General features: G+C 54.4%; 26 protein-coding genes. 17 read left to right on the forward strand and 9 right to left on the reverse strand.

The window, feature by feature from the left end:
• Positions 1-32 precede the first annotated feature (32 nt).
• Positions 33-941 carry a 4-hydroxy-tetrahydrodipicolinate synthase gene (gene dapA, locus BL107_RS01475; protein ID WP_009788484.1) on the reverse strand — a complete coding sequence of 303 codons (909 nt, stop codon included), beginning with the start codon at positions 939-941 and terminating at the stop codon, positions 33-35.
• Positions 941-1,963, reverse strand: a complete 1,023-nt coding sequence (locus BL107_RS01480) for an aspartate-semialdehyde dehydrogenase (protein ID WP_009788485.1) — start codon at positions 1,961-1,963, stop codon at positions 941-943. The genes dapA and BL107_RS01480 overlap by 1 nt, the downstream gene beginning before the upstream one ends.
• Positions 1,964-2,131: 168 nt before the next feature.
• Between BL107_RS01480 and tig the strand changes: the two genes are divergently transcribed.
• The 5 genes from tig (at position 2,132) to BL107_RS01505 (ending at position 8,385) form a co-directional block, all read left to right on the forward strand.
• Positions 2,132-3,475: a trigger factor gene (tig, locus tag BL107_RS01485; RefSeq protein ID WP_009788486.1), complete on the forward strand. Its 1,344-nt coding sequence runs from the start codon at positions 2,132-2,134 to the stop codon at positions 3,473-3,475.
• A gap of 43 nt (positions 3,476-3,518) precedes the next feature.
• A complete protein-coding gene (gene clpP, locus BL107_RS01490; protein ID WP_009788487.1) occupies positions 3,519-4,193 on the forward strand; it encodes an ATP-dependent Clp endopeptidase proteolytic subunit ClpP in 675 nt (224 codons plus the stop codon).
• An 88-nt stretch (positions 4,194-4,281) separates the two neighbouring features.
• Positions 4,282-5,634 (forward strand): ATP-dependent Clp protease ATP-binding subunit ClpX, encoded by a 1,353-nt coding sequence (gene clpX, locus BL107_RS01495; RefSeq protein WP_009788488.1) that lies wholly within the window; start codon positions 4,282-4,284, stop codon positions 5,632-5,634.
• A gap of 181 nt (positions 5,635-5,815) precedes the next feature.
• Positions 5,816-6,451 (forward strand): lecithin retinol acyltransferase family protein, encoded by a 636-nt coding sequence (locus BL107_RS01500; RefSeq protein ID WP_009788489.1) that lies wholly within the window; start codon positions 5,816-5,818, stop codon positions 6,449-6,451.
• Positions 6,452-6,474: 23 nt separating this feature from the next.
• On the forward strand, positions 6,475-8,385 hold the full coding sequence (locus tag BL107_RS01505) for a DNA polymerase III subunit gamma/tau (protein ID WP_009788490.1): 1,911 nt from the start codon (positions 6,475-6,477) through the stop codon (positions 8,383-8,385).
• Here the strand turns inward: BL107_RS01505 and BL107_RS01510 are convergent.
• Genes BL107_RS01510 through BL107_RS01520 form a run of 3 tightly spaced genes read right to left on the reverse strand, consistent with a single transcriptional unit; the run spans position 8,382 to position 12,505 of the window.
• Positions 8,382-9,602: an exo-alpha-sialidase gene (locus BL107_RS01510; protein WP_009788491.1), complete on the reverse strand. Its 1,221-nt coding sequence runs from the start codon at positions 9,600-9,602 to the stop codon at positions 8,382-8,384. The genes BL107_RS01505 and BL107_RS01510 overlap by 4 nt on opposite strands.
• Positions 9,602-10,933 carry a glycosyltransferase family 2 protein gene (locus BL107_RS01515; protein WP_009788492.1) on the reverse strand — a complete coding sequence of 444 codons (1,332 nt, stop codon included), beginning with the start codon at positions 10,931-10,933 and terminating at the stop codon, positions 9,602-9,604. Before BL107_RS01515 ends, BL107_RS01510 begins: the two co-directional genes overlap by 1 nt.
• Positions 10,934-10,957: 24 nt before the next feature.
• Positions 10,958-12,505, reverse strand: a complete 1,548-nt coding sequence (locus BL107_RS01520; RefSeq protein ID WP_009788493.1) for a SpoIID/LytB domain-containing protein — start codon at positions 12,503-12,505, stop codon at positions 10,958-10,960.
• Between the two features lie 57 nt (positions 12,506-12,562).
• On the opposite strand from BL107_RS01520, the gene rpmI reads away from it, so the two are divergent.
• Genes rpmI through BL107_RS01535 form a run of 3 tightly spaced genes read left to right on the forward strand, consistent with a single transcriptional unit; the run spans position 12,563 to position 13,686 of the window.
• Entirely contained in the window at positions 12,563-12,760 is a 198-nt protein-coding gene (gene rpmI, locus BL107_RS01525) for a 50S ribosomal protein L35 (RefSeq protein ID WP_009788494.1), read from the forward strand.
• 53 nt (positions 12,761-12,813) lie between these two features.
• A complete protein-coding gene (rplT, locus tag BL107_RS01530) occupies positions 12,814-13,161 on the forward strand; it encodes a 50S ribosomal protein L20 (RefSeq protein ID WP_009788495.1) in 348 nt (115 codons plus the stop codon).
• Between the two features lie 9 nt (positions 13,162-13,170).
• Positions 13,171-13,686 carry a tetratricopeptide repeat protein gene (locus BL107_RS01535; protein WP_009788496.1) on the forward strand — a complete coding sequence of 172 codons (516 nt, stop codon included), beginning with the start codon at positions 13,171-13,173 and terminating at the stop codon, positions 13,684-13,686.
• Positions 13,687-13,707: 21 nt separating this feature from the next.
• Here the strand turns inward: BL107_RS01535 and BL107_RS01540 are convergent, their stop codons facing one another.
• Positions 13,708-14,253, reverse strand: a complete 546-nt coding sequence (locus BL107_RS01540; RefSeq protein WP_009788497.1) for a hypothetical protein — start codon at positions 14,251-14,253, stop codon at positions 13,708-13,710.
• A gap of 51 nt (positions 14,254-14,304) precedes the next feature.
• Here BL107_RS01540 and BL107_RS01545 point away from each other — a divergent pair, with 51 nt between their 5' ends.
• The 9 genes from BL107_RS01545 (at position 14,305) to neuC (ending at position 22,958) form a co-directional block, all read left to right on the forward strand.
• Complete coding sequence (locus BL107_RS01545) at positions 14,305-15,126, forward strand: thiazole synthase (protein WP_037987878.1); 822 nt, start codon at positions 14,305-14,307, stop codon at positions 15,124-15,126.
• 77 nt (positions 15,127-15,203) lie between these two features.
• A complete protein-coding gene (psb34, locus tag BL107_RS01550; protein WP_009788499.1) occupies positions 15,204-15,377 on the forward strand; it encodes a photosystem II assembly protein Psb34 in 174 nt (57 codons plus the stop codon).
• Between the two features lie 75 nt (positions 15,378-15,452).
• Positions 15,453-16,649: an NAD-dependent epimerase/dehydratase family protein gene (locus BL107_RS01555; protein WP_009788500.1), complete on the forward strand. Its 1,197-nt coding sequence runs from the start codon at positions 15,453-15,455 to the stop codon at positions 16,647-16,649.
• 14 nt (positions 16,650-16,663) lie between these two features.
• Positions 16,664-17,812, forward strand: coding sequence for a glycosyltransferase family 1 protein (locus tag BL107_RS01560; protein WP_009788501.1), 1,149 nt, complete (start codon positions 16,664-16,666; stop codon positions 17,810-17,812).
• Positions 17,813-17,978: 166 nt separating this feature from the next.
• Positions 17,979-18,974, forward strand: a complete 996-nt coding sequence (locus BL107_RS01565) for an NAD-dependent 4,6-dehydratase LegB (RefSeq protein WP_009788502.1) — start codon at positions 17,979-17,981, stop codon at positions 18,972-18,974.
• A gap of 3 nt (positions 18,975-18,977) precedes the next feature.
• Positions 18,978-20,192 (forward strand): LegC family aminotransferase, encoded by a 1,215-nt coding sequence (locus BL107_RS01570; protein WP_009788504.1) that lies wholly within the window; start codon positions 18,978-18,980, stop codon positions 20,190-20,192.
• Entirely contained in the window at positions 20,189-20,788 is a 600-nt protein-coding gene (locus tag BL107_RS12085) for a NeuD/PglB/VioB family sugar acetyltransferase (RefSeq protein ID WP_009788505.1), read from the forward strand. Before BL107_RS01570 ends, BL107_RS12085 begins: the two co-directional genes overlap by 4 nt.
• Positions 20,785-21,795: an N-acetylneuraminate synthase gene (gene neuB, locus BL107_RS01575; protein ID WP_037988657.1), complete on the forward strand. Its 1,011-nt coding sequence runs from the start codon at positions 20,785-20,787 to the stop codon at positions 21,793-21,795. The genes BL107_RS12085 and neuB overlap by 4 nt, the downstream gene beginning before the upstream one ends.
• The gene (gene neuC, locus BL107_RS01580) at positions 21,792-22,958 is read left to right on the forward strand and encodes a UDP-N-acetylglucosamine 2-epimerase (protein WP_009788507.1); all 1,167 of its coding nucleotides are present in this window, start codon (positions 21,792-21,794) and stop codon (positions 22,956-22,958) included. Before neuB ends, neuC begins: the two co-directional genes overlap by 4 nt.
• A 308-nt stretch (positions 22,959-23,266) precedes the next feature.
• On the opposite strand, the gene mrdA is transcribed toward neuC, so the two are convergent.
• From mrdA to BL107_RS01595, 3 genes are read right to left on the reverse strand one after another with little or no spacing between them, the layout of a single operon-like run.
• A complete protein-coding gene (gene mrdA / locus BL107_RS01585; RefSeq protein WP_009788508.1) occupies positions 23,267-25,054 on the reverse strand; it encodes a penicillin-binding protein 2 in 1,788 nt (595 codons plus the stop codon).
• A gap of 3 nt (positions 25,055-25,057) precedes the next feature.
• Entirely contained in the window at positions 25,058-25,429 is a 372-nt protein-coding gene (locus tag BL107_RS01590) for a hypothetical protein (RefSeq protein WP_009788509.1), read from the reverse strand.
• A gap of 9 nt (positions 25,430-25,438) precedes the next feature.
• Positions 25,439-26,050 carry a hypothetical protein gene (locus BL107_RS01595; protein WP_009788510.1) on the reverse strand — a complete coding sequence of 204 codons (612 nt, stop codon included), beginning with the start codon at positions 26,048-26,050 and terminating at the stop codon, positions 25,439-25,441.
• Positions 26,051-26,053 lie beyond the last annotated feature (3 nt).

Genomic DNA, 26,053 nt, shown 5'->3' on the forward strand with positions numbered 1-26,053 from the left:
AACTGTTTGCGTAAGCCGTTAAGCCGGATCCGTCAGGTCTGACGAAGGGCAGACAGGGCAATGGACAAGTTGGTTTTCATGGCTTCAGGTAAGGAGGACAAAGGAGGACGAGGAGCACCGACAGACCACCCATTGATCTCGAGGGCAGCTTTGACAGGGATGGGATTCGTGGTGGCAAACAAGGCCTTAAACACAGGGATTAATTGCTCGTGCTGGGCGAGAGCAGCACCGACTTCGCCTTCGAAATAGGCATTAAGCATGGCCCGAATCTGCGGACCGGCCACATGACTCGCAACACTCACGACGCCAACAGCACCAACAGACAACATCGGCAAGGTGAGTCCATCATCGCCGCTGTAAATCGCGAGCCGTGAGCCGCAGGCCAAGCGCAGAGCGGTGACTTCCTCGGTGGTCCCGCTCGCGGCTTTGAAGCTGACGATGTTGGGGCAATCCATCAAGCGAGCCACCGTTTCGGACTCGATATGACATCCCGTTCGTCCAGGAATGTTGTAAAGCATCAAAGGCAACGTGGGAGCCGCCTCCGCAATGGCGCGGAAATGACCTTCCAACCCCTCTTGCGGCGGCTTGTTGTAGTACGGAACGACGACCAAAGCGCCGTCGGCGCCAACGGCTGCCGCTTCTCGCGTGGCTTTCACGGCCTCAGAGGTGGAATTACTGCCAGTGCCCGCCAAAACCTGAGTCTCAGGACCAACAGCCTCTCGGACTGCTTCCAGCAACTTCAGCTGTTCATCCCAGCTGAGGGTGGGGGATTCACCTGTGGTTCCACACACCAATAGGCCATCCGATCCTTGCTCGACAAGATGACGGGCCAAACGAGCCGCCAACTGAAAATCAACCGCACCGCTGGAATCAAATGGGGTGACCATCGCCGTCACGATGCGGCCAAATGGTTGAGGGGAAAAGGAAGCGGAAAGAGTCATCAGTTCTGAATCAGCAATTCGGCGATCTGGACAGCATTCAGAGCAGCTCCTTTGCGGATCTGGTCACCACAGAGCCAAAGCTCAAGGGCATTGGGATCACTGATGTCTTGACGAATCCTGCCAATAGCAACGGGATCCCTTCCCGTCACATCCGTGGGCATCGGAAAACGATTGGCTGCCTGATCTTCGATGAGTTCAACGCCAGGCGCCGCAGCCAACAGTTGCCGGGCTTCATCCACGGGAAAAGGCTGTTCGAATTCAATGTTCACCGCCTCAGAGTGGGCACGCAGCACGGGAACACGCACACACGTTGCTGAAAAACGCAAATCAGGCAGATCCATGATTTTGCGCGTCTCATTCACCATTTTCATTTCCTCTTCGCAATAGCTGTTGTCTTGCAAAGGGGAGTTGTGAAGGAACAAATTAAAAGCAAGGGAATAGGGGAGTACCTCACTACTGGGGACACCACCATCGAGCACCACGCGGGACAGGTCTTTGAGCTCGTCCATGGCGCGAGCTCCAGCGCCGCTGGCTGATTGATAGGTGCTCACCAAAACACGACGCAACGCTCGCTTCGCCGCGAGGGGAGCCAACGCCAACGTGAGCAGAATCGTGGTGCAGTTGGGATTGGCAATCACCCCTTGATGCCCGTGGGCCGCCTGGGGATTGACCTCCGGAACCACGAGGGGAACGCCCTCCTCCATCCGAAAGGCACTGGAATTGTCCACCATCACAGCGCCCGCTCGGGTGATCGCTTCACGCCACTGACGTGACACCGAACCCCCCGCTGAGGCGAGAACAAGATCAACGCCTTGAAAGGCTTCGGCCGTGACTTCCTCCACAACAAGGTGGCGGCCATTCCAAGTTTGCTCTTGCCCGGCGGAGCGGGCTGAAGCGAGCAAGTTCAACTCACCGACAGGAAACTGTCGCTCTTCAAGCAGGAGCAAAAGTTCCTGACCAACGGCACCACTGGCGCCAAGGACAGCAACATTGAGCGGACGGTTAGGAAGGGTTGCTGTCAAGCGGTAGTGCGAACGTCTGAACTGAAAACTGTTGGCTCAACTGATCGCTACCACCGGTATGTAGAGAGGGCGGTGCATCAATTCATCACTCCTTCACCATACCGGGCAGGGGCTGGAGCGGCAGTTTCTTAAGCTGGTTTGCTGCCAAGAACTGCCGTCAACACAACCATGAGCGCTGCCACCCTGAAGGTGTCCACCGAATCCCGCCCCAGCAGCCGATTGGCGGTGACGGTGACCGTGCCTGGGGAGCGCTGTACGGCCAGCTATGAAGAGGCCATCACGAGCCTGAGCCGCAGCATCAACCTGCCGGGCTTCCGTAAAGGAAAAGTGCCTCGCTCGGTGTTGGTGCAACAGCTGGGTGGTGTCCGGATCAAAGCAACCGCCCTTGAAAAGCTGATCGATGGCGCCTGGCGCGACGCCATCAAGCAGGAATCGCTTGAGCCGATCAGCCAGCCCGATCTGAGCAGTGGCTTCGATGGATTGTTGGAAAGCTTCAACCCTGGCGATGAATTGACGTTCACGCTGGAGGCCGATGTGGCCCCAACGCCAAAGCTCAAAAGCACCAAAGGCCTGAAGGCGGAATACGAAGCGGTTGCCTACGACGCTTCGCGGGTCGACAGCATGATTGAAGATTCCCGCAAGCAACTCGCCACCGTTGTTCCCGTCGAGGGGCGCGCCGCAGAAAAAGGTGATATCGCTGTTCTTGGTTTCAAGGGCACCTACAGCGATGACGGGTCCGAAATCGATGGAGGAAGCGCCGACTCGATGGACGTGGATCTCGACAACGGCCGCATGATCCCCGGCTTCATCGAAGGCGTCATAGGCATGAAGGTGGGCGAGAGCAAGTCCGTCGATTGCCAATTTCCTGACGACTACCCAAAGGAAGATGCACGGGGCCGCAAGGCAGCCTTTGAGATTGAACTCAAAGATCTAAAAACCCGGGAGTTGCCTGAACTGGACGATGCCTTTGCTAAGCAAGCCAGCGAGCAGGACACGATGGCTGACCTCCGCAAAGATCTCGAGCAACGCCTCAAGGACGATGCAGAACGCCGCCAAACCAGCAACCGCAACGATGGCTTGGTGAAAGCGTTGGTGGAACAGCTGGAGGTAGAGCTCCCTGAAGCATTAATCCAGCAAGAAAGTCGCAACTTGGTGGAGCAAACAGCAGCTCAATTTGCCCAACAAGGCATGGATGTGAAATCGCTATTCACACCAGATTTAATTCGGAATCTGATGCAGAACTCCCGTCCTGAAGCCGAGGAGCGCCTGCGTCGCAGCTTCGCCCTCACCGCGCTGGCAGAAGCCGAAAACATCAAGTTGGACGACAGCGCCATCGACACCAAACTGAATGAGGTGAAAAAAGACTTGTCCGCTGAGGCCAAGGTGGATCCCGAGCGTCTTCGTCAGGCCGTGATGGACGATCTCATGCAAGAACAGCTGATGAGCTGGCTTGAAACCAACAGCACGCTCACGGAAAAAGCTCCAGAACCGGATTCAGACACCAAGAGCTGAGCTGCACCCATAGATTGTGTCCACTCAGTAGGACACGGATCGCGTGATCGACGCCCGCAGTCACCACCCCATCCAAAATCGTTGGCGGTCCGAGATGCCCATCTCGGCCCCTGGCCCTTTGCCAACCGTTGTTGAGCAGTCCGGTCGAGGCGATCGCGCCTTCGACATTTATTCGCGGCTGCTCCGTGAACGAATCATCTTTTTAGGAACCGGCGTTGACGACGCAGTCGCCGATGCCCTCGTGGCTCAGATGCTGTTCCTTGAAGCAGAAGATCCAGAAAAAGACATCCAGATCTACGTCAACTCCCCCGGCGGCTCAGTCACCGCAGGTTTGGCGATCTACGACACGATGCAGCAGGTGGCCCCTGATGTGGTGACCATTTGTTATGGCTTGGCAGCCAGCATGGGTGCCTTTCTCCTTTCTGGCGGCACCAAAGGGAAGCGTTTGGCTCTGCCCAATGCGCGGATCATGATCCACCAGCCCCTGGGCGGAGCCCAAGGACAAGCCGTTGATATCGAAATCCAAGCCAAGGAAATTTTGTTTCTGAAAGAAACCCTGAATGGATTGATGGCGGAACACACGGGCCAGCCCCTTGCCAAAATTTCAGAAGACACTGACCGCGACTACTTCCTTTCCCCGGCAGAAGCGGTTGAATACGGATTGATCGATCGGGTGGTGGACAGTTCCGGGGACGGAGGAATCGTTACGGACGGCTGACAGAACGCCGTCCGCTCTCGATGCTGAGGACCCAGGGCAATCCATTTGGTCGTGTCCTGAAGTTCCCAATTGAGGTGACCGGCGTTCGATGGCCAAATTCGATGCCCATCTGAAGTGCTCGTTCTGCGGTAAATCGCAGGATCAAGTGCGCAAGTTGATCGCCGGTCCTGGCGTCTACATCTGCGATGAGTGCATCGATCTCTGCAATGAGATCCTCGATGAGGAATTAGTCGACAGCCAAGGCAATCCCCGCACAGGCGCTGAACCAAGCCGTAAAGCAGCTCCTGCAGCCCGTAAGAGCAACAAGCCAGCACCCACCCTGGCCTCTATTCCCAAACCTCTTGAGATCAAAAGCTTTCTCGACCAACAGGTGGTGGGTCAGAACGCAGCCAAAAAACTGATGTCTGTAGCGGTATACAACCACTACAAACGCTTGGCTTGGCAAGGAGATGGGCAGGGAGAAACGGAAGAAACCGCCACTCGCCTGCACAAGAGCAACATCCTCCTCATTGGTCCAACCGGTTGCGGGAAAACTCTGCTCGCCCAGACCCTGGCGGAGATGCTCGATGTTCCCTTTGCCGTTGCAGACGCCACGACCCTCACGGAAGCGGGTTACGTCGGAGAAGACGTGGAAAACATTCTCCTGCGGCTCCTGCAAAAAGCCGACATGGATGTGGATCAAGCCCAGCGCGGCATCATTTATATCGACGAAATTGACAAAATCGCACGTAAAAGCGAAAACCCTTCGATCACCCGTGATGTATCAGGGGAAGGCGTTCAGCAAGCCCTCCTCAAAATGCTTGAGGGAACCGTGGCCAATGTTCCTCCACAGGGTGGACGCAAGCACCCTTATCAAGACTGCATCCAAATCGACACCAGTCAGATTTTGTTCATCTGTGGTGGTGCTTTTGTTGGCCTAGAAGATGTGGTTCAAAAACGCATGGGGCGAAACGCGATCGGCTTCATGCCGCCCGCCGATAGCCGCGGCCGCAATCGAACCAACCGCGATCTCCAAGCCGCGCAGGTGTTGCGCAATCTCGAGCCGGATGATCTCGTGAAATACGGACTCATCCCTGAATTTATTGGCCGTATTCCAGTGAGTGCAGTGCTCGAACCTTTGGATGAGAAAACCTTGGAATCGATCCTCACCGAACCACGCGATGCACTCGTGAAACAGTTCCGCACGCTGCTGAGCATGGACAATGTGCAGCTGGAGTTCGCTGATGACGCAATCACCGCCATTGCTCAGGAAGCACACCGCCGCAAGACAGGAGCCCGTGCATTACGAGGGATTATCGAAGAAATCATGCTCGATTTGATGTACGACCTCCCATCCCAATCATCTGTGAAAGACTTCACCGTGACCCGAGCCATGGTGGAAGAACACACAGGCGGCAAAATCCTTCCACTACCCAGCACAGATCAGCAGAAAACCGCTTGACGCCTTGGATCAAACTTACAAATTAAATAATAAGCATGCAGAACACTAATTAAGCAAAGTTCTGCAAATCTACGCGGCAATTAATTTTATTTTTCTTTTAATCTTTTACTTAACAACCTCATCTCACGACCGCAGACCACCATCGGTTTGAAATAAGGTTGAACTTCACTCTTGCAAGAGCTTGGCCACTGCTGACCACCTCCAGGTTCCGCGTCGTCATGGCCTTTTCAACCATCACGGCATCGACCTTGGCGACGGCACTGTTGCCCATTATTTAGAGGGGCGCGAAATCCTGCGCAGCCCTATCTCAGAGTTCAGTCAAGGGGAGGTAGTGAGTGTGATGGACCACACCGATGCGTCTCCTGCGGGAGTCACCGTGCGTCGAGCCATGAGCCGCCTGGGCGAGCAGAACTACAACCTGCTCTTCAACAACTGCGAGCACTTCGCCACTTGGTGCAAAACCGGACGCCATCGCAGTGTGCAGGTGGACTCCGTTGTGGATCGAGCTCGGAAATGGAGTCAAAAAATGCCGTCCGCCCTTCTCAGCGGACTGGATCTTTTAGTGCGACGTGGCGTCCTAGACGACAACACCCGACAGATCGCCAGTCAAGGACTCGCCAAATTGGATCAATTGCGCCAAACGTTGCTTCAAAAGCTCGAAGCCCTGTTGCAGCAAATTGGGTCCGACGGCAACAAGCAGCTTTTGCTCACAGGACAGAGCCTTGCCGATGAACTCGCTGCCGTGGAAGACCTGCAACGGAAAATTGATGCCCTTTTGAATCAACCCCGCAAGCTTCCGGGCTCGAAGGCTGAGTAGCCTCGCCATAACGCTCGCGGCGCATGAGTTCTACCTATCAGCCGCTGCATCACAAATATCGTCCGCAACGCTTTGACCAGCTTGTGGGGCAGGAAGCGATAACCGCCACCCTCGGCAATGCGCTGACCAGCAACAGAATTGCACCGGCTTATCTATTCAGCGGCCCACGCGGCACGGGTAAAACCTCTAGTGCGCGGATTCTGGCGCGCTCCCTCAATTGTCAAAACAGTGATGGGCCAACACCGGAGCCCTGCGGGACTTGCGATCTCTGCCGCACGATCGCTTCGGGTACAGCCCTCGATGTGATCGAAATTGATGCCGCCTCCAACACCGGCGTCGACAACATCCGGGAGTTAATCGAGCGGTCGCGCTTTGCACCGGTTCAAGCCCGCTGGAAGGTGTACGTGGTGGATGAATGCCACATGCTCTCCACGGCAGCCTTCAACGCCCTGCTCAAGACGCTGGAAGAACCACCTCCCCAGGTGGTGTTCGTGCTGGCCACCACCGATCCACAACGGGTGCTCCCGACCATCCTTAGCCGCTGCCAACGGTTCGATTTTCGACGGATTCCCCTCGATGCGCTGGAACAGCATCTGACTTGGATCGCCGAACAGGAATCCATCGCCATCCAACCCGAAGCCATCCACGTCGTGGCCCAACGATCCCAAGGTGGATTGCGCGATGCGGAAAGCCTGCTGGATCAACTCAGCCTGCTGCCGCCACCGATTGAAGCCAATGCCGTTTGGGATCTGCTGGGAGCGGTACCAGAACAAGAACTCCTAGCGCTGGCGCAGGCCATGACCAGCTCTGAGCCAGTAGCCCTGCTCGAGGCCACCCGCAACTTGCTGGACCGCGGCCGTGATCCTGGCTCTGTCCTACAGGGACTAGCAGGAGTGCTGAGGGATTTGGTGCTGATGGCTGCCGCCCCCAATCGTCCAGAGCTCACGGGGGTGTCGCCCCAGTTTCGCGATCAGCTGCCTGATCTGGCCAAAAGCATTGGACGGTCGCGGCTATTGCAATGGCAAGCGCAATTGCGCGGAGCGGAACAGCAATTGCGTCAAAGCGTGCAACCCCGCCTATGGCTCGAAGTGCTGTTGCTTGGGCTTTTGGCGGAACCAATCTCGCCCGCAGAAGCAACCGCACCAAGAACGCCCCAATCCAAACCAGTCTCTGCGGCACCCCCTTCTCAAGTTGCAGTCACTGCAACTGCATCTGCATCTGCGTCTGTACCTGCACCGACTCCAACGCCTACTGCAGCGACAGCCCCAGCTCCTCAAACCCCGTCACCAGCGCAGGTGAAAACACCGGAACTTCCCGCAGTGGCAGCGTCAACACCCACTCCACCCACGAGTGACACCAACCTGCCGGAGCTGTGGCAGCAAATCTTGGGCAGCCTGGAATTGCCCTCCACCCGCATGCTGCTGTCCCAGCAAGCGCAGTTGGTCCGTCTCGATGCCAATCGGGCGGTCGTACAAGTAGCCGGCAATTGGATGGGCATGGTGCAAAGCCGCGCCAGCTTGCTGGAGCAAGCCGTGGGCAAGGCCCTAGGCGGGTCACGCCAATTGATCATCGAAGCCAGCACTGGTGTTATGCCCCCCCTCGCAGCGCCGCCTGCGCCCGTCGTGCAGCCCACTCCGACAGCCCCAGCTCCTCTTGAAACTGAGCGCCCTCAACTTCCCACCACAGCGGTTGTTCCAGCTGTCGTTGATGCACCAAAGCCCATCACACCGCTCGCCACAAACCAGTTAGCTCCATCCCACCCGACTCCACCCGAGCCAGTTCAGACCCAACCATCGAGTGCCGGTATGCCTCCAGCACCAGCACAAAATTCTGCAAACACCAGCCCACCATCGGGTCTCGACCGGCAAGCCAAAAATCTGGCTGATTTCTTTAATGGCCAAGTCCTGGACGTGGATAGCGATGGAATCAACTAACCCAGCAGCATCTCTCCAAGGATGTCGGTTTCACGCAGGCTCAGATAGCGAATCGCCTGCCGCTCGGCCCAGGAGTAAGCCACATGCAACTCACCGGGGCGTCCCTCCAACAAAGTTGGATAGGCCAGCTGCCCATTGAGATCCCAGTTCATTGGTCCACAAAACCCAAAACCGGTATCAATGTCGCGAATCCATGGCCAGCTTTGGCCATCGTCTGCACTGATCGCAATCGATAAGGGCCATCGCGTGCGGGGCCAGCGTGCTTCGCCCCAAGCCGACGATGCATCAGGGTCGTTTGGATCTGGCAGGAAGCCAAACCGGTTGAAAATCAAGGCCAAACGACCACTCTCCAAACGACAGGCCTGGATTGAACTGTTGTTGTTGGGTAAATCAGTGGACTGAGGCGAACTCCAACTCAGTCCTGCATCCTCACTAGTGCTGCAGTACACCCAATCCGCCAGTCGACTGCGAAGGAACTGGTGCAGCGTTGTGCCATCAGCTGAAGGAACAATCGAACCATGCACTCGCCCGGTGCTTTCAGGAACAGCAAAGGGGGACCCCATCGGAACCCCGGCGGCATCCAACTGCAACACCTCAGAGTGATCGTGGCCAAACGAGCCGCCCTGTTCGAGGCTTCTGTAGATCGGCAGCAACCAGGTGCCATCCGCCAATCGATGGGGAGGGTGACGACAAAAAGCAGGGGTTTCGATCAGATCTTTGGCCGCTGACCAGGCCTGACCCTCCCAACTCTCCGGACGACCAAGGTCAATCACATCAATCTTGAGGGTCTGATGGCGGAGAACTGCTGTCCATTGCATCGAAAAACTGGACTGCGCCTCAGCCCAAGTCCGATCGGAAGGATCTCTCACCCGTTGGGCGGAGTGGATCAGATGCAAAACCCCATCTGAAAGGAAGAGCAAGGGGTTCTGCTCTGAACGCTCGAGATCCTGGGAGATGCATTGAGGAACACCCCAACTCCCTTGTTCAGATGACAACAGGCTGAGATACACAGACATCCCTGCCGTGCCCTCTCCACCCCCCGCCATCCAGACGCAACCCAAGAGATCTGGACGGATCCAACACAGCTGAGGCGCATGGTTTTGATCCCCCTTCGGCTCCAACAACGACCAAGCACCCAGCTCAAACGGGGTGACAAGAATCTGCCCCCAAGCCAAATCCCCGTGGCGATCAATGGCGTGGGCGAAGGCTGAAAGCATCAAGCCTGCACCGGTAACTCACCACCATGGCTGGTTTTTGCCCAAACCAAACGTTTCGGGAAGATCGACATTTTCAACGTGACCCAGGGAATCACCACAAACCAATGACCGAGATATGTAATTGCCACGAGCAAATTCCATAAACCAGGAGACGGAATCGGCGGACCCTGGTTCGCCCCGCGACAACCGCGTAAGTAGGCCAGCGCAGACACACTGAACGCCACGATTGACAACGGCCAATAGGTGGGGGGAGTCCGAGTGATCACGCTGGTGCTCAAATCAGCGAAGGACACCACTGGCAACCCGTACTGGAGCAAAAAGAAGCAGGCCAAATCCCAACGCTGTCGAACACTGAGCTGGGACGACGTCAACGTTGGCCAGTAGTCAAAAAATCGCTGCAGGCCACCTTCTGCCCAGCGTTGCCGCTGCTTCCAGAGCGCCGACAACCCTGGAACCGCCTCCTCTTGGACCGGTGGATCCCAAAGGATCCCCACGAGGGCACCGTGGGTTAACAAGCGGAAACTGAGATCCAAATCATCGGTGACGGTGTCTTCGTTGAACCCTCCGCTGGCCTCCAACATCGAACGTTTGATCAACTGACCATTCCCCCGCAGTTCAACAACCCCACCGCCCGTCAGGCGACCGGACTGAATGACGGCATCCAGTGCCATCTCCATCGCTTGGGATCGCGTCAGCCAGTTGCGATCGGCATCGATCACAGCTTTGCGCAGCTGAACTGCCGACCATCCGCCATCCAGGGCATAAGGGACGAGTCGCTCGAGCAGATCGTCCTGCAACTGGGCATCCGCGTCCAAAACCAACAACCACTCCCCTTTGAGCTGTCCAAGGGCCGTGTTTAACGCTCCAGACTTGCCGCCACCGGCATCGCGAGGCCGGTGAATCACGTTCAAGGTTGGGTGATTCGCAGCCAGGGCATCGAGCAGGGCTGGCGTTTGATCCAGGCTTCCATCGTCGATCACCCACGTGGAAAGTTGATCTGTTGGATAACGCAGAGCCGTGAGCCGCTCAACCAAACGGGCGACCACAGCCTGCTCATCCCGCGCTGCCACCACTACATCAAGCGTTGGGAACTCTCCAACCGGGAAGGGGGCAGAGGTTGGCGAATCCTGGGTGCTTGGCCCTCGCAACAACTCAGCACGGAGCACGGTGCGAAGGGCATAGCCCCCCAGCATCAGCGCGAGGCTGATGGCGGGCCAGAGCGAACGGGCGGGATCAAGCCAATGGGGTGCTGCACCAGCACAGCCGCAGGCGAACAAAAACGCTGCAGACTTCGCCCTGCGGTGATCACCAGTCGCAGCGGTTGAGGTCATGCACCGATCTAGGTGGGCAGGACTCTAAGGGGACTGCACTCGCGCAGGGAGAGGTCCGTAGACAGTCCCCGGGTAGTAATGGCGCAGGATCCGTTCTGTGGGCCATCCCCGCCAAGCCAAATCGATGGCCCCTGCCTGAGACAGGCCTGCGCCGTGGCCAAAACCACCGCCTCGGATGAGCCAGCGATCCGAACCCTGGGGCTCAATCACGAACAAGGTGCTCGGCAAACGACGCAAGGTGCGCCGAATCTGATCCAAGCGGAGAACGACAGGCTCCGACTCACCGGAACCAGCAATTTGCAACGCCAACACGCGACCACTCGCACCCCGCTGCAAGGCGTTCAGGCGCAACGGAGATTGCAACGCTTGAGCCGGAACATCAATGGCCTGGCGGATTTCATCAGCCGTGATCACACGACTCCAACGAAATAAGGGATGTTGTGATCCATTGGCTCCCGAGCGATCCATCAGCAAGGACGACACATGTTGAGGCCTTTGCAGCGGGATGGTGTGGCGCTCCCGCCAACCCTCATCTCCATCGACCTTTGCCACCAAATAGGGCTGAGGCTGCATTGCCCAAGCTTCCGGGCCCGCTGCCATCACACCACCGTTGGTGGCGTGATACACCGCACTAATCGGACGTCCAGCACGACTGAGCAATCGTCCTCGGGTGGCTGCAATCGCTTGCCGAACCGCTGCCCCCGCCAAGCGCGGATCGCTGTAGACCTGGCACTGGGTATCGCTGCAGAGGTGATAACCATCGATTTGGAAGCGATGGCTGTTGGCCAAAGCCCAGGTCCGAGCCAACACGGTTTGGGCTTGCAACGCCGCAACGGGTGATGAGGCACCAATTTCATGGGGCACCACTCCTTCGAGGTATCGCTCAACAGCCACCTGCTCAATCAATGTCCAACTGCCATAGGCATCCGGCTGAAGACGGAACGGTCCACGGAACACCCCACGGTTCCAACGCAAGCCATCGGGGGCTGTGATCTGCAAAGGGCCCTTGATCGGCTGCACACCCTCAGGGGTGTCCAGGGTCGGTTCAACCGTGGCATGAACACGACGCGTCCACTCCCGCACCGAGGTTCCGTCTGGAGCAATCGAACCCTGAGGAGCCCAAACCTCCCAATCGTTGGGATGGGCCACAGACGCCGTCACCCCTAGCGCTCGCCAGCGCTGGGCCAAGCGCTCCGCCGATTCGAAACTCGCAAACGGCCCAGCGATTCGTCGCGCCAACATCACCGGCTCTGGCAATGCCACCGATCGCCAGCGCACGGTGAAACTGGCAGCAGTCCAACTCCCACCAGCCCCATCTTCAAGCGTGAGCGGAGCGCCGGCACTCGAGAGCTGAAGCGGCATCGCCGCTGGATGGGAACCGAGATGGTCCTCAAGGGCCACCCAAAGAACGGGCTCCGCCCGGGACAACTGCGGAGGGCGAGGAACCGGGCGATGGGTGGCCAGTGTCACAAGGGCCGGCACCTCATCGGATGCTGATGGGGCAGCCAGCTCCCTCGCCCCACAGCCGCAGGCGAGGCCAAGAAGCATCGAGAACGACAACAGCCGAATCATCTACAAAAGGCGCACCGGGACGTATTGTTGTTGTTTGTGCCCCGTTCGAGCAGAGCAATGCCCAAGCTGAAGACCCGCAAAGCTGCCGCCAAGCGGTTCAAAGCAACCGGCACTGGCAAGTTCCTTCGTCGTCGCGCCTTCCGAAATCACCTGCTGGACCACAAAACTCCAAAGCAGAAACGACACCTCGGCACCAAGGCCGTTGTTGATCGCACCGACGTTGAGCGCGTCACATTGATGATGCCCTACGCCTGAGCAGAGACGCTCGCGCCCACTGTTCGTTCCACCTGATCTAATCCTTTCCCTGTATGGCCCGCGTTAAAAGAGGCAACGTCGCCCGTAAGCGCCGCAATAAAATCCTGAGGCTCGCCCGCGGCTTCCGCGGTGGCAACGGCACCCAGTTCCGCACCGCAAACCAGCGGGTGATGAAGGCGCTTTGCAATGCCTACCGCGATCGCCGTCGTCGCAAGCGCGACTTCCGTCGTTTGTGGATTGCACGCATCAATGCAGCAGCTCGCATGAACGGCGTGAGCTACAGCCGCTTAATGGGTGGTTTGAAAAAAGCGGATGTCCGGATCAACCGCAAGATGCTGGCGCAGCTGGCCGTCGCAGATCCCACCAGTTTCACAACCGTGGTGACTGCAGCGAAGAGCTGATCTAAATCTGTGAATTTGCTGCCCCAGACCTATCTACTGGGCCTGGTCGGCCTGCTCACCGTTGTTGCGGTGATCGTTGGCCGACAGCTTCTTCGCGTTCGTCGTGATGAAGCGCGTTTCGTTCAACTTGAACAAGCTGGTACTGCAGCCTCACGGCAGTCTGCAGACCTCTATGAGCTGGGTTCGGTTCAATTACGAAAACGCCTGTACCCCCAAGCAGCTGCAACGCTCAAGCAGGCCTTAAAAAGACTGAGCGACGAGCCCAATGAAGCGCGGGCATTGATTGAAAACGCCCTGGGCTTTGCCCTTGCCGCACAAAAGGATTACGACAACGCCATCAAGCATTACAAATTGGCTTTAAGAGCGAAAGATGATTATCCAGTTGCAATTAATAATCTTGCCTTTGCGCAAGAAAAACTTCTCAAATACGAAGAAGCAATTGCACTTTATAAGAAAACATTAGAGCTCGAGCCTAATAATTCAACAGCCAAAAAAGGCATCAAAAAGCTCGAAAAGCGTTCTTAAATACCGTCTCATTAAACCGACTTACCAAAGCGGTTGAATCGGCAATTCAGCCTGGCAAGCACTCGTTAGTGCCAAACGTCCTCCCAATCCAGAACTCGGATCAACGTCGTTGATCAAGCGTGGGGATTGCCAACCCGTTGGGCTAAAGCCCTGTAAGCCGAGAAACACCCCACCTGGCTCAACGCCTGCGATCAATTCATCACTCAAGGGGATCAAATCAAGTTGATCCGACTTGGCATGAAGATTGCCCTGAACCGAAGTTGTCACAGTGCCCAAAGTCATGGTTCCCCGCAAATCAACGATCTGACCAATCGCGTTGAGATCGGACAACTCCAAGGCCACATCAACGGTTGGAGACCCATCAAACGGTTGGAACGTGCCACACCATTGACGCGGAAGAGTCGAAACAAGATCTGCGGCCCGAGCAACGGGATCAAAACTCTCCACTTGGTTCTGGTCCACTTGAACCGGGATCGCCAATTGGATCGGATCGAGAGGCAGCTGTGGATTGGTTTGAAACGGGACCTGACTGCCAACAGGTAGATCCATGGCAAGCAGGAGGGGCATGGAAGACAAGGGATGATGGAAGCACGGTAGGCCCTTTTGCTCAGACGCGTCATGGTTTGCACCTCTAACGGATCCGACCCCTTAACCATCGGCGGTCGACGATTTGGATGCCGCTTATTGACCGGGACAGGTAAATATCCATCCATCGACTGCATGCAAAGCAGCATTGAGCGTTCCGCTTGCGAAATGGTGACCGTGGCCGTACGCCGGGTTCAAACAGGAGCCGCCGGGCATACAGGACTCATGGAAGCCATCGACTGGTCACGCATCTGGATGCTTCCCAACACAGCGGGATGCACCAACGCCGAGGAAGCCATTCGCGTCGCGCGACTGGGGCGAGAACTCGCCAAATTGGCCGGCCAAGAGGACAACAACTTCATCAAGCTGGAGGTGATTCCAGACAGCCGACATCTCTTACCCGATCCGATTGGGACGCTTCACGCCGCAGAAGCACTGGTGAAAGAGGGATTCACAGTGCTGCCCTACATCAATGCAGACCCTCTGCTCGCGAAACGCTTAGAAGACGTTGGTTGCGCCACAGTGATGCCTCTCGGATCCCCCATCGGGTCAGGACAAGGGCTCAACAACGCCGCGAACATCGCCTTGATCATTGAAAACGCGACGGTTCCTGTCGTTGTTGATGCCGGCATCGGCGTCCCCAGCGAGGCCGCCCAAGCCATGGAAATGGGGGCCGATGCCGTCTTGGTCAACAGCGCAATTGCCCTGGCTGGTGACCCCCCATCCATGGCTGAAGCCATGGGCAAAGCGGTGATCGCTGGTCGCATGGCCTACAGCTCCGGTCGACTGCCTCGACGGGGCCAAGCCTCCGCAAGCTCTCCGACCACAGGGCTGATCTCAGGTAAAGACAAATGAAGGGAGATCAAGTCTGCGTTACAAACCATGGCGGTAAGCATTTGAACTCATAACGTCCGGGAAATCGCATCGGATCCATGCAAGTCACCACGGAAGATGGCGGTCTTTTGAACGCCTTTGCCAAAGAGCCCCGCATGGAAGTGATGGATCAAAACGCCAGCAGAGACCGCAATCGCAGCTCCCTGATGATGCTCATCGGCGGGTCCATCCTGGTGATTGGGCTCATTGCAATCACGGTGGTCATCAGCTGACCAAACACGAGTAAAAAAATCCTTGTAGTAGCTTGCCCCCACTGAGCGTTTTGCTCGTTCCAGCAGGAGTTTGGGGTGAAGGTTCTCGTTCTCGGCGGTGACGGCTTCTGCGGCTGGCCCTGTGCTGTGAACTTGGCGGATCAAGGCCACGAGGTCTTGATCGTTGACAACCTCAGTCGTCGCAAGATCGACGTCGATCTTGAGGTTGACTCTTTAACGCCGATCACCAGCATCGGAGAGCGACTCCAAGCATGGGAAGAGATCGGTGGCAAGCCGATGCGCTTCATCCACATGGACGTCGCCCACGAATATCAGCGCCTGCTCGATTTACTCCGGGATGAGAAACCAAACTCCGTTGTTCATTTCGCAGAACAGCGGGCTGCGCCCTATTCGATGAAGAGCAGCGCCACCAAGCGCTACACCGTTGATAACAACGTCAATGGCACCCACAACCTTCTTGCCGCGATCGTTGAGTCGGGTCTCGATATTCACGTGGTGCACCTCGGCACCATGGGCGTCTATGGCTATGGATCCCATCGTGGGGCGACCATTCCAGAGGGTTACTTAAAGGTGGAAGTGCCTCAGCCGGATGGCAGCCGGTTCGAAGAGGAAATCCTTCACCCAGCCAGCCCTGGCAGCGTCTATCACATGACCAAGACGCTGGATCAGCTGCTCTTCCTTTACTACAACAAAAACGACAAGGTTCGGATCACAGATCTGCACCAAGGCATTGTCTGGGGCACTAACACTGAGGCCACCGATCGAGATCCACGCCTAACCAACCGTTTCGACTATGACGGCGACTACGGAACGGTGCTGAACCGCTTCCTGATGCAAGCCGCCATCGGCTATCCCCTCACGGTGCATGGCACCGGTGGCCAAACCCGAGCCTTCATTCACATCCGAGACTCGGTGAAGTGCGTGCAGCTTGCACTCGACAACCCCCCTGAACAAGGCGAGCGCGTCAAGATCTTCAACCAGATGACCGAAAGTCACCAAGTGGGAGAACTCGCCAACAAAGTGGCTGCTCTTACCGGAGCCAAAGTGAACAACCTGCCCAATCCCCGTAATGAAGCGGTCGAAAACGATTTGATCGTGGACAACCGCTGCTTTATCGAACTCGGACTGAATCCCACCACCCTGGACGATGGACTTCTGAAAGAAGTTGTGGAGATTGCGACTCGATTCTCCGACCGCTGCGATCGCAACCGGATCCTTTGCACCTCCGCTTGGACCAAAGACCAAGCCAAGGCCATCGGCAACGCCTCCTAAATCAGGCCTCTCCTTTGAAAATCGCCTTTTTCACCGAAACCTTCCTTCCCAAGGTCGATGGCATCGTCACCCGGCTCACCAAAACGGTGAAACACCTGGTGGATGCCGGTGATGAGGTGGTGGTGTTTTGCCCTGAAGGTTGTCCAGATGAGTACATGGGTGCTCGCTTAATCGGCGTTCCGGCGATGCCCTTACCGCTCTACCCCGAGCTCAAGCTGGCCTTACCGCGGCCCGCCGTGTCGGACGCCATTGACTCGTTCCAACCGGACCTCATCCATGTGGTGAACCCTGCAGTGTTGGGGTTAGGCGGAATCTGGTTGGCCAAGACGAAAAATATTCCGTTGATCGCCAGCTATCACACCCATCTTCCGAAATATCTTGAGCACTACGGCATGGGCATGCTCGAGCCCTTGCTCTGGGAATTGCTCAAAGCGGCCCACAACCAGGCCCTGCTCAACCTGTGCACCTCGACGGCGATGGTGCAAGAACTCAGCGACAAAGGCATCCAACACACAGCGCTCTGGCAGCGTGGGGTCGATACGGAGCTCTTCCGTCCGGCCCTGAGAAGCCCAGCGATGCGGCAACGTCTGCTGGGAAGCCATGACGATCGTGGCGCTCTGCTGCTTTACGTCGGTCGACTGTCCGCAGAGAAGCAAATCGAACGCATTCGTCCGGTCCTAGAAGCTTTACCCGATACCCGCCTTGCCCTTGTAGGCGACGGGCCCCATCGCCAGCAACTAGAAAAGCACTTCGACGGCACAGCCACCACCTTTGTGGGTTATCTGGCAGGGGACGATCTTGCAGGGGCCTATGCCAGTGGCGATGCTTTTCTCTTCCCCTCCAGCACAGAAACCCTCGGATTGGTGCTGCTTGAGGCGATGGCGGCAGGATGCCCCGTGGTCGGTGCCAACCGAGGTGGCATTCCTGACATCATCACGGACGGCATCAACGGTTGTCTGTACGAACCCGATGGTGACGACGGTGGTGCCGCGAGCTTGATTCAGGCCACACAACGGTTGCTGGGCAACGACTTAGAACGTCAGGCACTCCGCAGTGCTGCACGATCAGAAGCCGAACGCTGGGGCTGGGCTGGCGCCACTGAACAACTGCGGGGCTACTACCGCAACGTTCTAAGCCAAGGAACACTGGACGCTGCTGCCTGAAGTGGGATAAGACTATGAAATTCTTAAACGAAATTAGGATGAACGGCATCTTCAATAAACGCTTGTGTAAAAACGAACCCAGTCCGCACCTAGCTTTGAAATACAAATATTCATGCCTATATCCATTACCCACTGCTCAGATTATTTGTAAAAGGATGTTTAAACTGTGAAAGCATTGGTTACTGGCGCTGACGGATTCATCGGATCGCATCTTGTTGAAAAATTATTATCGTCTGGAAAAGATGTAAAAGCATTCTGTTTATACAACTCACTCGGAAGCTGGGGCTGGCTTGACAGCCTCCCCGAAACCTCAAAAGAAGCAATTGAAGTAATTCTTGGAGATATTCGTGATCCAATATGCGTGAGGGAAGCCATGCGCGGATGCGACCAGGTGTTTCACTTGGCGGCCTTAATTGCAATTCCTTACAGCTATGTAGCGCCGGCAAGTTACATTGACACTAATATTCATGGCACATTGAACGTGGTTCAAGCTGCAAGAGATCTTGGAGTGACTAACTTAGTTCACACATCTACTTCTGAAACTTATGGCACTGCACAATTTGTACCAATTACAGAAGATCATCCATTAGTGGGTCAGTCTCCATACGCAGCGAGCAAAATCGGTGCCGACCAGATCGCACTAAGTTACTGGCGCAGCTTTGAAACACCTGTCACAGTATTACGTCCATTCAATACATATGGGCCTCGTCAAAGTGCTCGTGCTGTAATTCCAACCATCATTACCCAAATTGCAGCAGGACATCGAAAAATTAAGTTGGGAGCACTTTCACCAACACGTGATTTTAACCATGTCTCCGATACATGTGCTGCTTTCCAAGCTTTGGCAAATTGCAATTCTGCCTTAGGACAAATTGTAAATGCAGCAAGCAATTTTGAAATCTCTATTGGTGATACAGCCTCACTAATCGCGAAGGCAATGAATGTGGAGTTGGACATTATTACCGATGAAAATCGTTTGAGGCCTGAGGGCTCTGAAGTTAATCGCCTCTTTGGAGACAATAGTCTTTTACGACAGCTGACAAATTGGCAACCGCGATATGGTGGACTTGATGGTTTTGAACGGGGAATTACTGAAACAGCTGAATGGTTTAGCAATCCAGCCAACTTGGCTCTATATCGACCAAATAGTTACTCCATTTAATAAATGAGCTTTGCTTCTATTCCGAAAAGTGAAGACATTCTTAGAGCAATTCATCATGTAGTTGGACAGAGCGACCGAGGACATACGATTGGCCTACATGAACCAGATTTCAGCGGCACGCAAGCTTGGGCTTACGTAAAAGATTGTCTGGATACTGGCTGGGTAAGTACTGCAGGCATCTGGGTGAGTCGGTTTGAAAAAGAGCTTTGCACAGTCACTGGTGCAAAACATGCAATCGCAGTGAGTAATGGAACCGTTGCACTGCGATTAGCTTTGCACGTAATTGGGGTCAAGCCAGGCGATGAAGTTGTCTTACCACCGCTGAGTTTTGTAGCAACAGCTAACGCGATAGCTCATCTAGGCGCAGTTCCACACTTCGTCGATGTGGAAAACTCTAGTTTGGGCCTGTCTCCAACTGCCTTAAATGCACAGCTAGAGAAGGTCACCGAACGAAAAGACGGAGTGCTGCTAAATCGTGAAACAGGAAGGCGCATCGTTGCTATTTTACCTGTACACGTCTTTGGCTTTCCTGCCCAAATTATTGAGCTGCGGAAGGTGGCTGATGCTTGGCAATTACCGTTGGTTGAAGATGCGGCAGAAGCCCTCGGAAGCTGGCGTGAGGACATTCACTGCGGCTTGTTTGGGGCGGTGGGAACCCTGAGTTTCAATGGGAATAAATTAATTACTACTGGCGGCGGCGGAGCTCTACTCACAAACAATGATGAAATAGCCAAAAATGCACGACATCTTTCAACTACTGCTAAGCAGCAGCACCCCTGGTCTTTTCATCACGATGCAGTGGGTTGGAATGACAGGATGCCCAACCTCAATGCGGCCTTAGGCGTCGCCCAAATCGAAGACCTAAATCGTCGGCTTAAAATTAAACAAAAGCTAGCAAAAGAATACATACAAGCATTTTCCAAGCTAGATGGAATCGAAGTTTTGCCCGAACCTCCTGGCTGCAAAAGTAACTATTGGATGGTAACTCTGCGTTTCACCACTCCTGATCCAGGTGCAGCAAACGCCCAGCGTCTAAGACTTCTTGAAAAAGCACATGAGACCGGGCTTTTATTACGGCCAATCTGGTCTTCACTGAACGAACTCCCAATGTACACATCATGCCCAGCTGGTCCACTACTCGTTGCAGAAGACCAGGCTCCGAGGCTGATTAATATTCCCAGCAGCCCACAGCTGCACAATGAGTGGGGTAGGACATGAAGCCCATATTATTGATCGGTTGTGGTGGCCATGCCCGTTCACTAATTGATCTAATCGAAACAACAGGTCAGTGGAACATTTTTGGTTTAGTTGGATTCCCTGAAGAAGTAGGAAATAATGTGTTGGGCTATCCAGTAGTTGGCTGCGATAAGGATCTAATCACCCTACGCAATACATGTTCCTCCGCAGTACTGGCTCTAGGTCAAATGCCAAATCCTGAACCGCGAAAAAATCTCGCATCTAAGTTGGAGGCACTAGCTTTTCATACACCTATTTTGATTTCACCCCATGCGGTTGTCAGTCGGCATGCTCGAATTAATGTCGGCACAACAATCGGACATGGGGTTATTGTGAATGCAGCAGTAGAAGTTGGTAAATACTGCATTCTCAACAGCTTTGCCTTACTAGAGCATGATGTACGTGTAGAGGATCACTGCCATATCAGTACTGGAGCGTTGGTCAATGGAAATGTACGGATAGGAACCGAAAGCTTTGTTGGCAGTGGATCCATGATTCGTGAGGGAATAAACTTGCCTCCTCGATCAGTGATTGGTGCAGGAAAACGTGTAATGGGATGGCCATTAAGAGATTCATGACTTCTTCAGACCAAGCTTTGATAATCGCTGAAGCGGGCGTGAATCACAATGGTGATCTTGAACTCGCCATACAGTTGATAGATGCTGCAGCCGATGCAGGTGCAGATGCAGTGAAATTTCAAACCTTTCAAGCTAACAAGCTAGCGACTTTCAATGCTGAACAAGCTTCTTATCAACAAAAAGCCTCTGCCACGAAAGAAAGTCAATTATCAATGCTGCAAAAGCTAGAACTCAATCCTGAGCAACATAAACACCTTATCGATCACTGTCTCAAGAGAAATATTGAGTTTCTCTCAACTGCTTTCGATTTGCATAGCATCAAAATACTTTCATCATTAAATATCAAAAGATGGAAGATACCTTCCGGAGAAATTACCAACTTGCCCTACCTCAGAGAAATTGGCGCTCAAGGCAAACCAATAATCCTTTCAACAGGCATGAGCACTCTGGGCGAAATCGAAGCAGCGCTTGAAGCACTAGAGAAAGCTGGGGTTCTACGAAATCAAATCACCGCTTTGCACTGCACGACTGAATACCCAGCTCCAATTGAAGAAGTCAACTTACGCGCCATGCAGAGCATCGCTATTGCATTTGGAATTGATGTGGGCTATTCCGACCACACTGAGGGCATCTCGGTGCCAATTGCTGCCATAGCATTGGGTGCATCAGTGATCGAAAAGCACCTAACTCTTGATCGCAATTTACCCGGCCCAGATCATAGGGCCAGCCTGGAACCCGATGAGTTTGGGGCAATGGTTGATGGCATTCGAAATATTGAGAAAGCCTTGGGGGATGGAATTAAACGACCTACTATTAGTGAGAAAGCAAATATCAAAGTTTCACGCAAGTCGCTAGTAGCTTCTCAAACTATTCGTTCTGGAGAAAAATTTACTGTAAACAATCTCACAAGTAAAAGGCCCGGCACCGGGATTTCTCCGATGCATTGGGACGATTGGATAGGCCGACAAGCCACAAGAGACTACTCTGCTGACGATCTTATTACATGAACATATCCCGTCGGAAAATATGCGTCGTTACAGGAGCCCGTGCTGAATATGGACTACTGCGCTGGGTAATGCAAGGGATCCAGAATTCTGCTCTGCTGGAACTGCAATTGATCGCAACTGGCATGCATGTTTCCCCGGAATTTGGACTCACGACTCGCGAAATTGAAGCAGATGGTTTCAGAATTAATAGAAAAATAGAAATGCTGCTTAGCTCTGACACATCAGTAGGAATAACTAAATCAATGGGACTGGGAATGATTGGGTTTGCTGATGCACTTGCCGAACTAAAACCTGACCTAATGCTTGTTTTAGGAGATCGATACGAAATCTTTACTGCTGCAGCATCGGCAATGATTGCCCGAATACCTATTGCCCATTGCCATGGAGGAGAATCTACGGAAGGAGCCATTGACGAATCGATAAGACATAGCATCACAAAAATGGCGCATCTACATTTTGTAGCAGCCGATGAGTACCGAAATAGAGTTATACAGCTCGGGGAGCAAGATGACAAAATCTTTCAAGTTGGCGGCTTGGGAATCGATAACATCTTGAGACTCGATTTACTAACTAGACCACAGCTTGAGGAGTCTCTCAATTTTAAGTTAGCTCAGCGCAATTTATTAATCACATTCCATCCTGTGACATTAGAAGAAAAAAACACCAGCGCCAACCAAATGAAAGAGCTATTAAGCGTATTAGCAGATTTAAATGATGTTGGTTTAATTTTTACGATGCCCAATGCTGACGAGGACGGACGGGCACTTTTTAAGCTAATTAGTACCTTCTGCTCTGAACACAATAATGCCCAAGCATATACATCACTAGGGCAGCTGCGTTATCTATCTTGCATCAAGCATACTGATGGGGTGATTGGCAATTCTTCTAGCGGTCTACTCGAAGCTCCTAGCCTCAAAAAAGGCACAATTAATATCGGTGATCGGCAAAAAGGTCGCTTAAAATCATCTAGCGTAATCGACAGCACTCCAGACAGAAAGTCAATAAGCGAGTCCATTAACTATTTGTTTTCGCCAGATTTTCAAAAAAGACTTCATGACTGCAAAAATCCCTACGGGAATGGAGGCGCAAGCGAAGCCATTGTAAGACAACTAGAGACTCAAATACTTGACAATCTTCTCAAAAAACAATTCAAAGATATTTGAGCATAAGCGCTTAATACCTAGTTATTCAAGTCATTTAAAGCATGAAATTGCCAAGTTAAGCTTAGGCCAGTCCTATGGCTTCCATTGGGTCAATACTTCCGAGCATAGAAGACGTCTTAACCATGAATAAAATACGGCCAATTTTCAACACTCCCTTGTAAGCAACAGATAACTATATTGCCTGAGAATATTCTGATTAAGCCAAAATATTCATCTACATCGCAAATGATGATCTTGGTAGACAAGAAAAAAGGTTTGCCATACAAACTCTGTAGACAGAAGTACTTCCTAATCTAGAAACTTGAAACTCAGCCTTTGCTGCGGGATTGTTCCCACGCCGCAAGCACTTTCTTCGCCATCGGCAATGCGTGCACGGAACCACCTCCTGGGGTGTTCTGAGCGAAGGCCACAACAACAATTTTGCCCTCGGGATACGGGGCATAACAGCCAAACCAGGCATGGTCCGGGCCACCGGTACTGTCTTCGGCGGTACCCGTTTTTCCAGCCGCAGGGGGAATCCCGTCGCCATTCAACCCATAGCCCGTGCCGTCTTCCACCACCTTGCGCAGACCCTTTCTGATGGTCTCCAACGTGGACGGCTTGATCAGAACAGCACGCCTGTGCTGCGGCGCCATCCAATCGATCTCCCCCTTCGCTAAGTGGGGCGTCACCAACCAACCACCATTGGCAAAAACGGCGTAGGCACGGGCCAACTGCAACGGCGTGATTTGCACCACCGACTGACCGATGGACGCACTGGCCATGTCTTCAGGGATCCAGGGGGTACTGCCGGGGTCGGCCCAGCCACGGCCGTTCTCAGCCCAATCTTCATCGCCAACGAGACCCACACTCTCTTCCCAGTCGATCTCGATCCCAGTTTTTTGCTGAAAACCCAGTTGATTCGCCGCCTGTTTTAGGGCCCGAGATCCCACTCCAACTCCCACTTGGTAGAAAAAGGTGTTGCTGGAAAAGCGCAAGGCGTCGGCATAGCCGATCTGACCAAAGCCAGCACCGTTGTGATCAGGAAAACAATGGCCTCCATAGGTGATGCAAGCCTTGGTTTGGAGTTTGGTTGTTGGAGGGAACTTTCCAGATTCCATACCAGCCATTGCCGTGACGGGCTTCCAGGTGCTGCCAGGGTCGTAGGGATTCATCGCCCGACTCAAAAGGGGCTTATTGGGATTTAAAAAGAGAGCGTCGTACTCCTTTTGCGTTGTGATCAGCTTGGAGAAAAAGTTTGGATCAAAGCCAGGCTTACTCGCCAAAGCCAGCACGGCGCCCGTCTTGGCCTCAAGCGCCACGACGGCCCCTCCAGGCTTGTCCGCCAATGCCTGCTCTGCAGCGCGTTGCAGATCCAAATCCAAGGTGAGCGTGAGGTCTTGTCCCGACTCCGAAGGGCGATCGCCGAGGTTCCGCTGCACTTCACCCAGCGCATTCACCTCCAACATCTGACCGCCCCACTTGCCGCGCAAATGGGTCTCATAGGCCGCTTCAACGCCGGTCCGACCAATGCGATCACGGATCTTGTAGCCCTTCTCCACCAAGGTGTCGTACTCAGACTCCGTAATCGGTTGGGTGTATCCCAAAGCATGGGCAGCGAGGCTGCCATGGGGATAAAAACGCAAAATGTCGACGTCCACTTGCGCCCCCCGCAAACCCAAGGCCTGCTCGCGGAAACGCAAGACCTGTTCTGGCTTTAGATCGAGCATCAACGTTGTGCGATAGCCATCCCGATCTGTCCCACGATCGCGTCGCTGGTCCAGCAGCAATGGGTCGAGATTCAATAGTGATGCGAGCCGATTGCGTAATTCAGGCCAATCGGCATCACTCACCAAGCGAGGCTCGAGATACAAGGAATAGGTGAGTTTGCTTGTGGCCAGTACACGACCCTTGCGATCCAACAACCGTCCTCGAATCGGCGAGCGTGGAACAAGACGGATGCGGTTTTCATCGGCGAGTTCCTTAAAGCGTGGCCCCTCCAGCAACTGCATCCACACCAGCCGGCTGACCATGGCGGAGCAAAACACCAGCACCACCATCAACAGCACCAGGGGCTGTTGCCGTAATCCGGTCTGACGCTGCTGGGCAGAAGCCATCCCTCAATCTGCCGGAAGCAGCCGACGTAACGCATCCAAACGGTGCTCGATCCGTTGCAGCGCAAGATTCAAATCGTCGCGCTCATCGGCGGCTGTATTGGGTTCTTCAACGGACACACTGACGGGCATCACTGGATTACCAAGCCCGGGACTGACTGAGTCCAATTGTTCACGGACATCGCGGGCCACAGGCTCACCCTCCTGGCGCAACTCAGCAATCGGATCAGATGATCCCCCCGTAAAGACCTCTGCAACACGACCAGGTCCTCCTTGACGCGCCCGTTCGAACATCGCCAAGCCGACGGGAAGAACGTCCTGCATGAGCGACAAACGCAGTTGATCCAAGGGATTGTCGGAAGCGGAATCAGCGGCCATCGGGCCCAGTCAACGAACTCCAGTCTGTCCTGAGGGCAGCGACAGTGTCGGACAAGCCGACTGCGCAGCTCCAAAGGACCAACCCGCCACTCCACACAACACCATGAGCATGACAAGAGGCACCAACGCTTTTTGGGTGGTGTCCATCGCAATCCATTCACGCCATTCACGCCACACACGACTGCGCTCGAAGCGACGGTTCTCGCGGTTTTCGTCGCGCTGACGTCTCCGGATCGCTTTATCGACCCAACGCTCAAACGCCCGCTTTTTGGTGATGGTCATCTTGCGTTCCACCTCCAACATCTGACCGGACCCCAATTCCGGATGGAAGGTACTGATCAGATCAAGGCTCTTGAGGAACATTTCCACTGCGCCGTCATAGACAGCAGTTTGGTGCTCATCCAAACCAGTCCAATCGAGCTCTGGGTAAAAACGGCTGCGATTAACTCGGGTTTGATCATCCGTGAGCTGACCGGGCTCCCGGAGCCAGCGGTCGGTATTGCTATCAAACCGACGCCAATACAAAAAGGGGTTGAGATAGATCGTGCGACCACCGAGCTGAATGCTGTCCTGCTGCAGCCGCCGCTGCAATTGCAGATCCTGCTGTTGAGTCGCCGTCACGAA

Origin of the sequence: Synechococcus sp. BL107 (assembly GCF_000153805.1) — a bacterium.
Taxonomy (GTDB): Bacteria; Cyanobacteriota; Cyanobacteriia; order PCC-6307; family Cyanobiaceae; genus Parasynechococcus.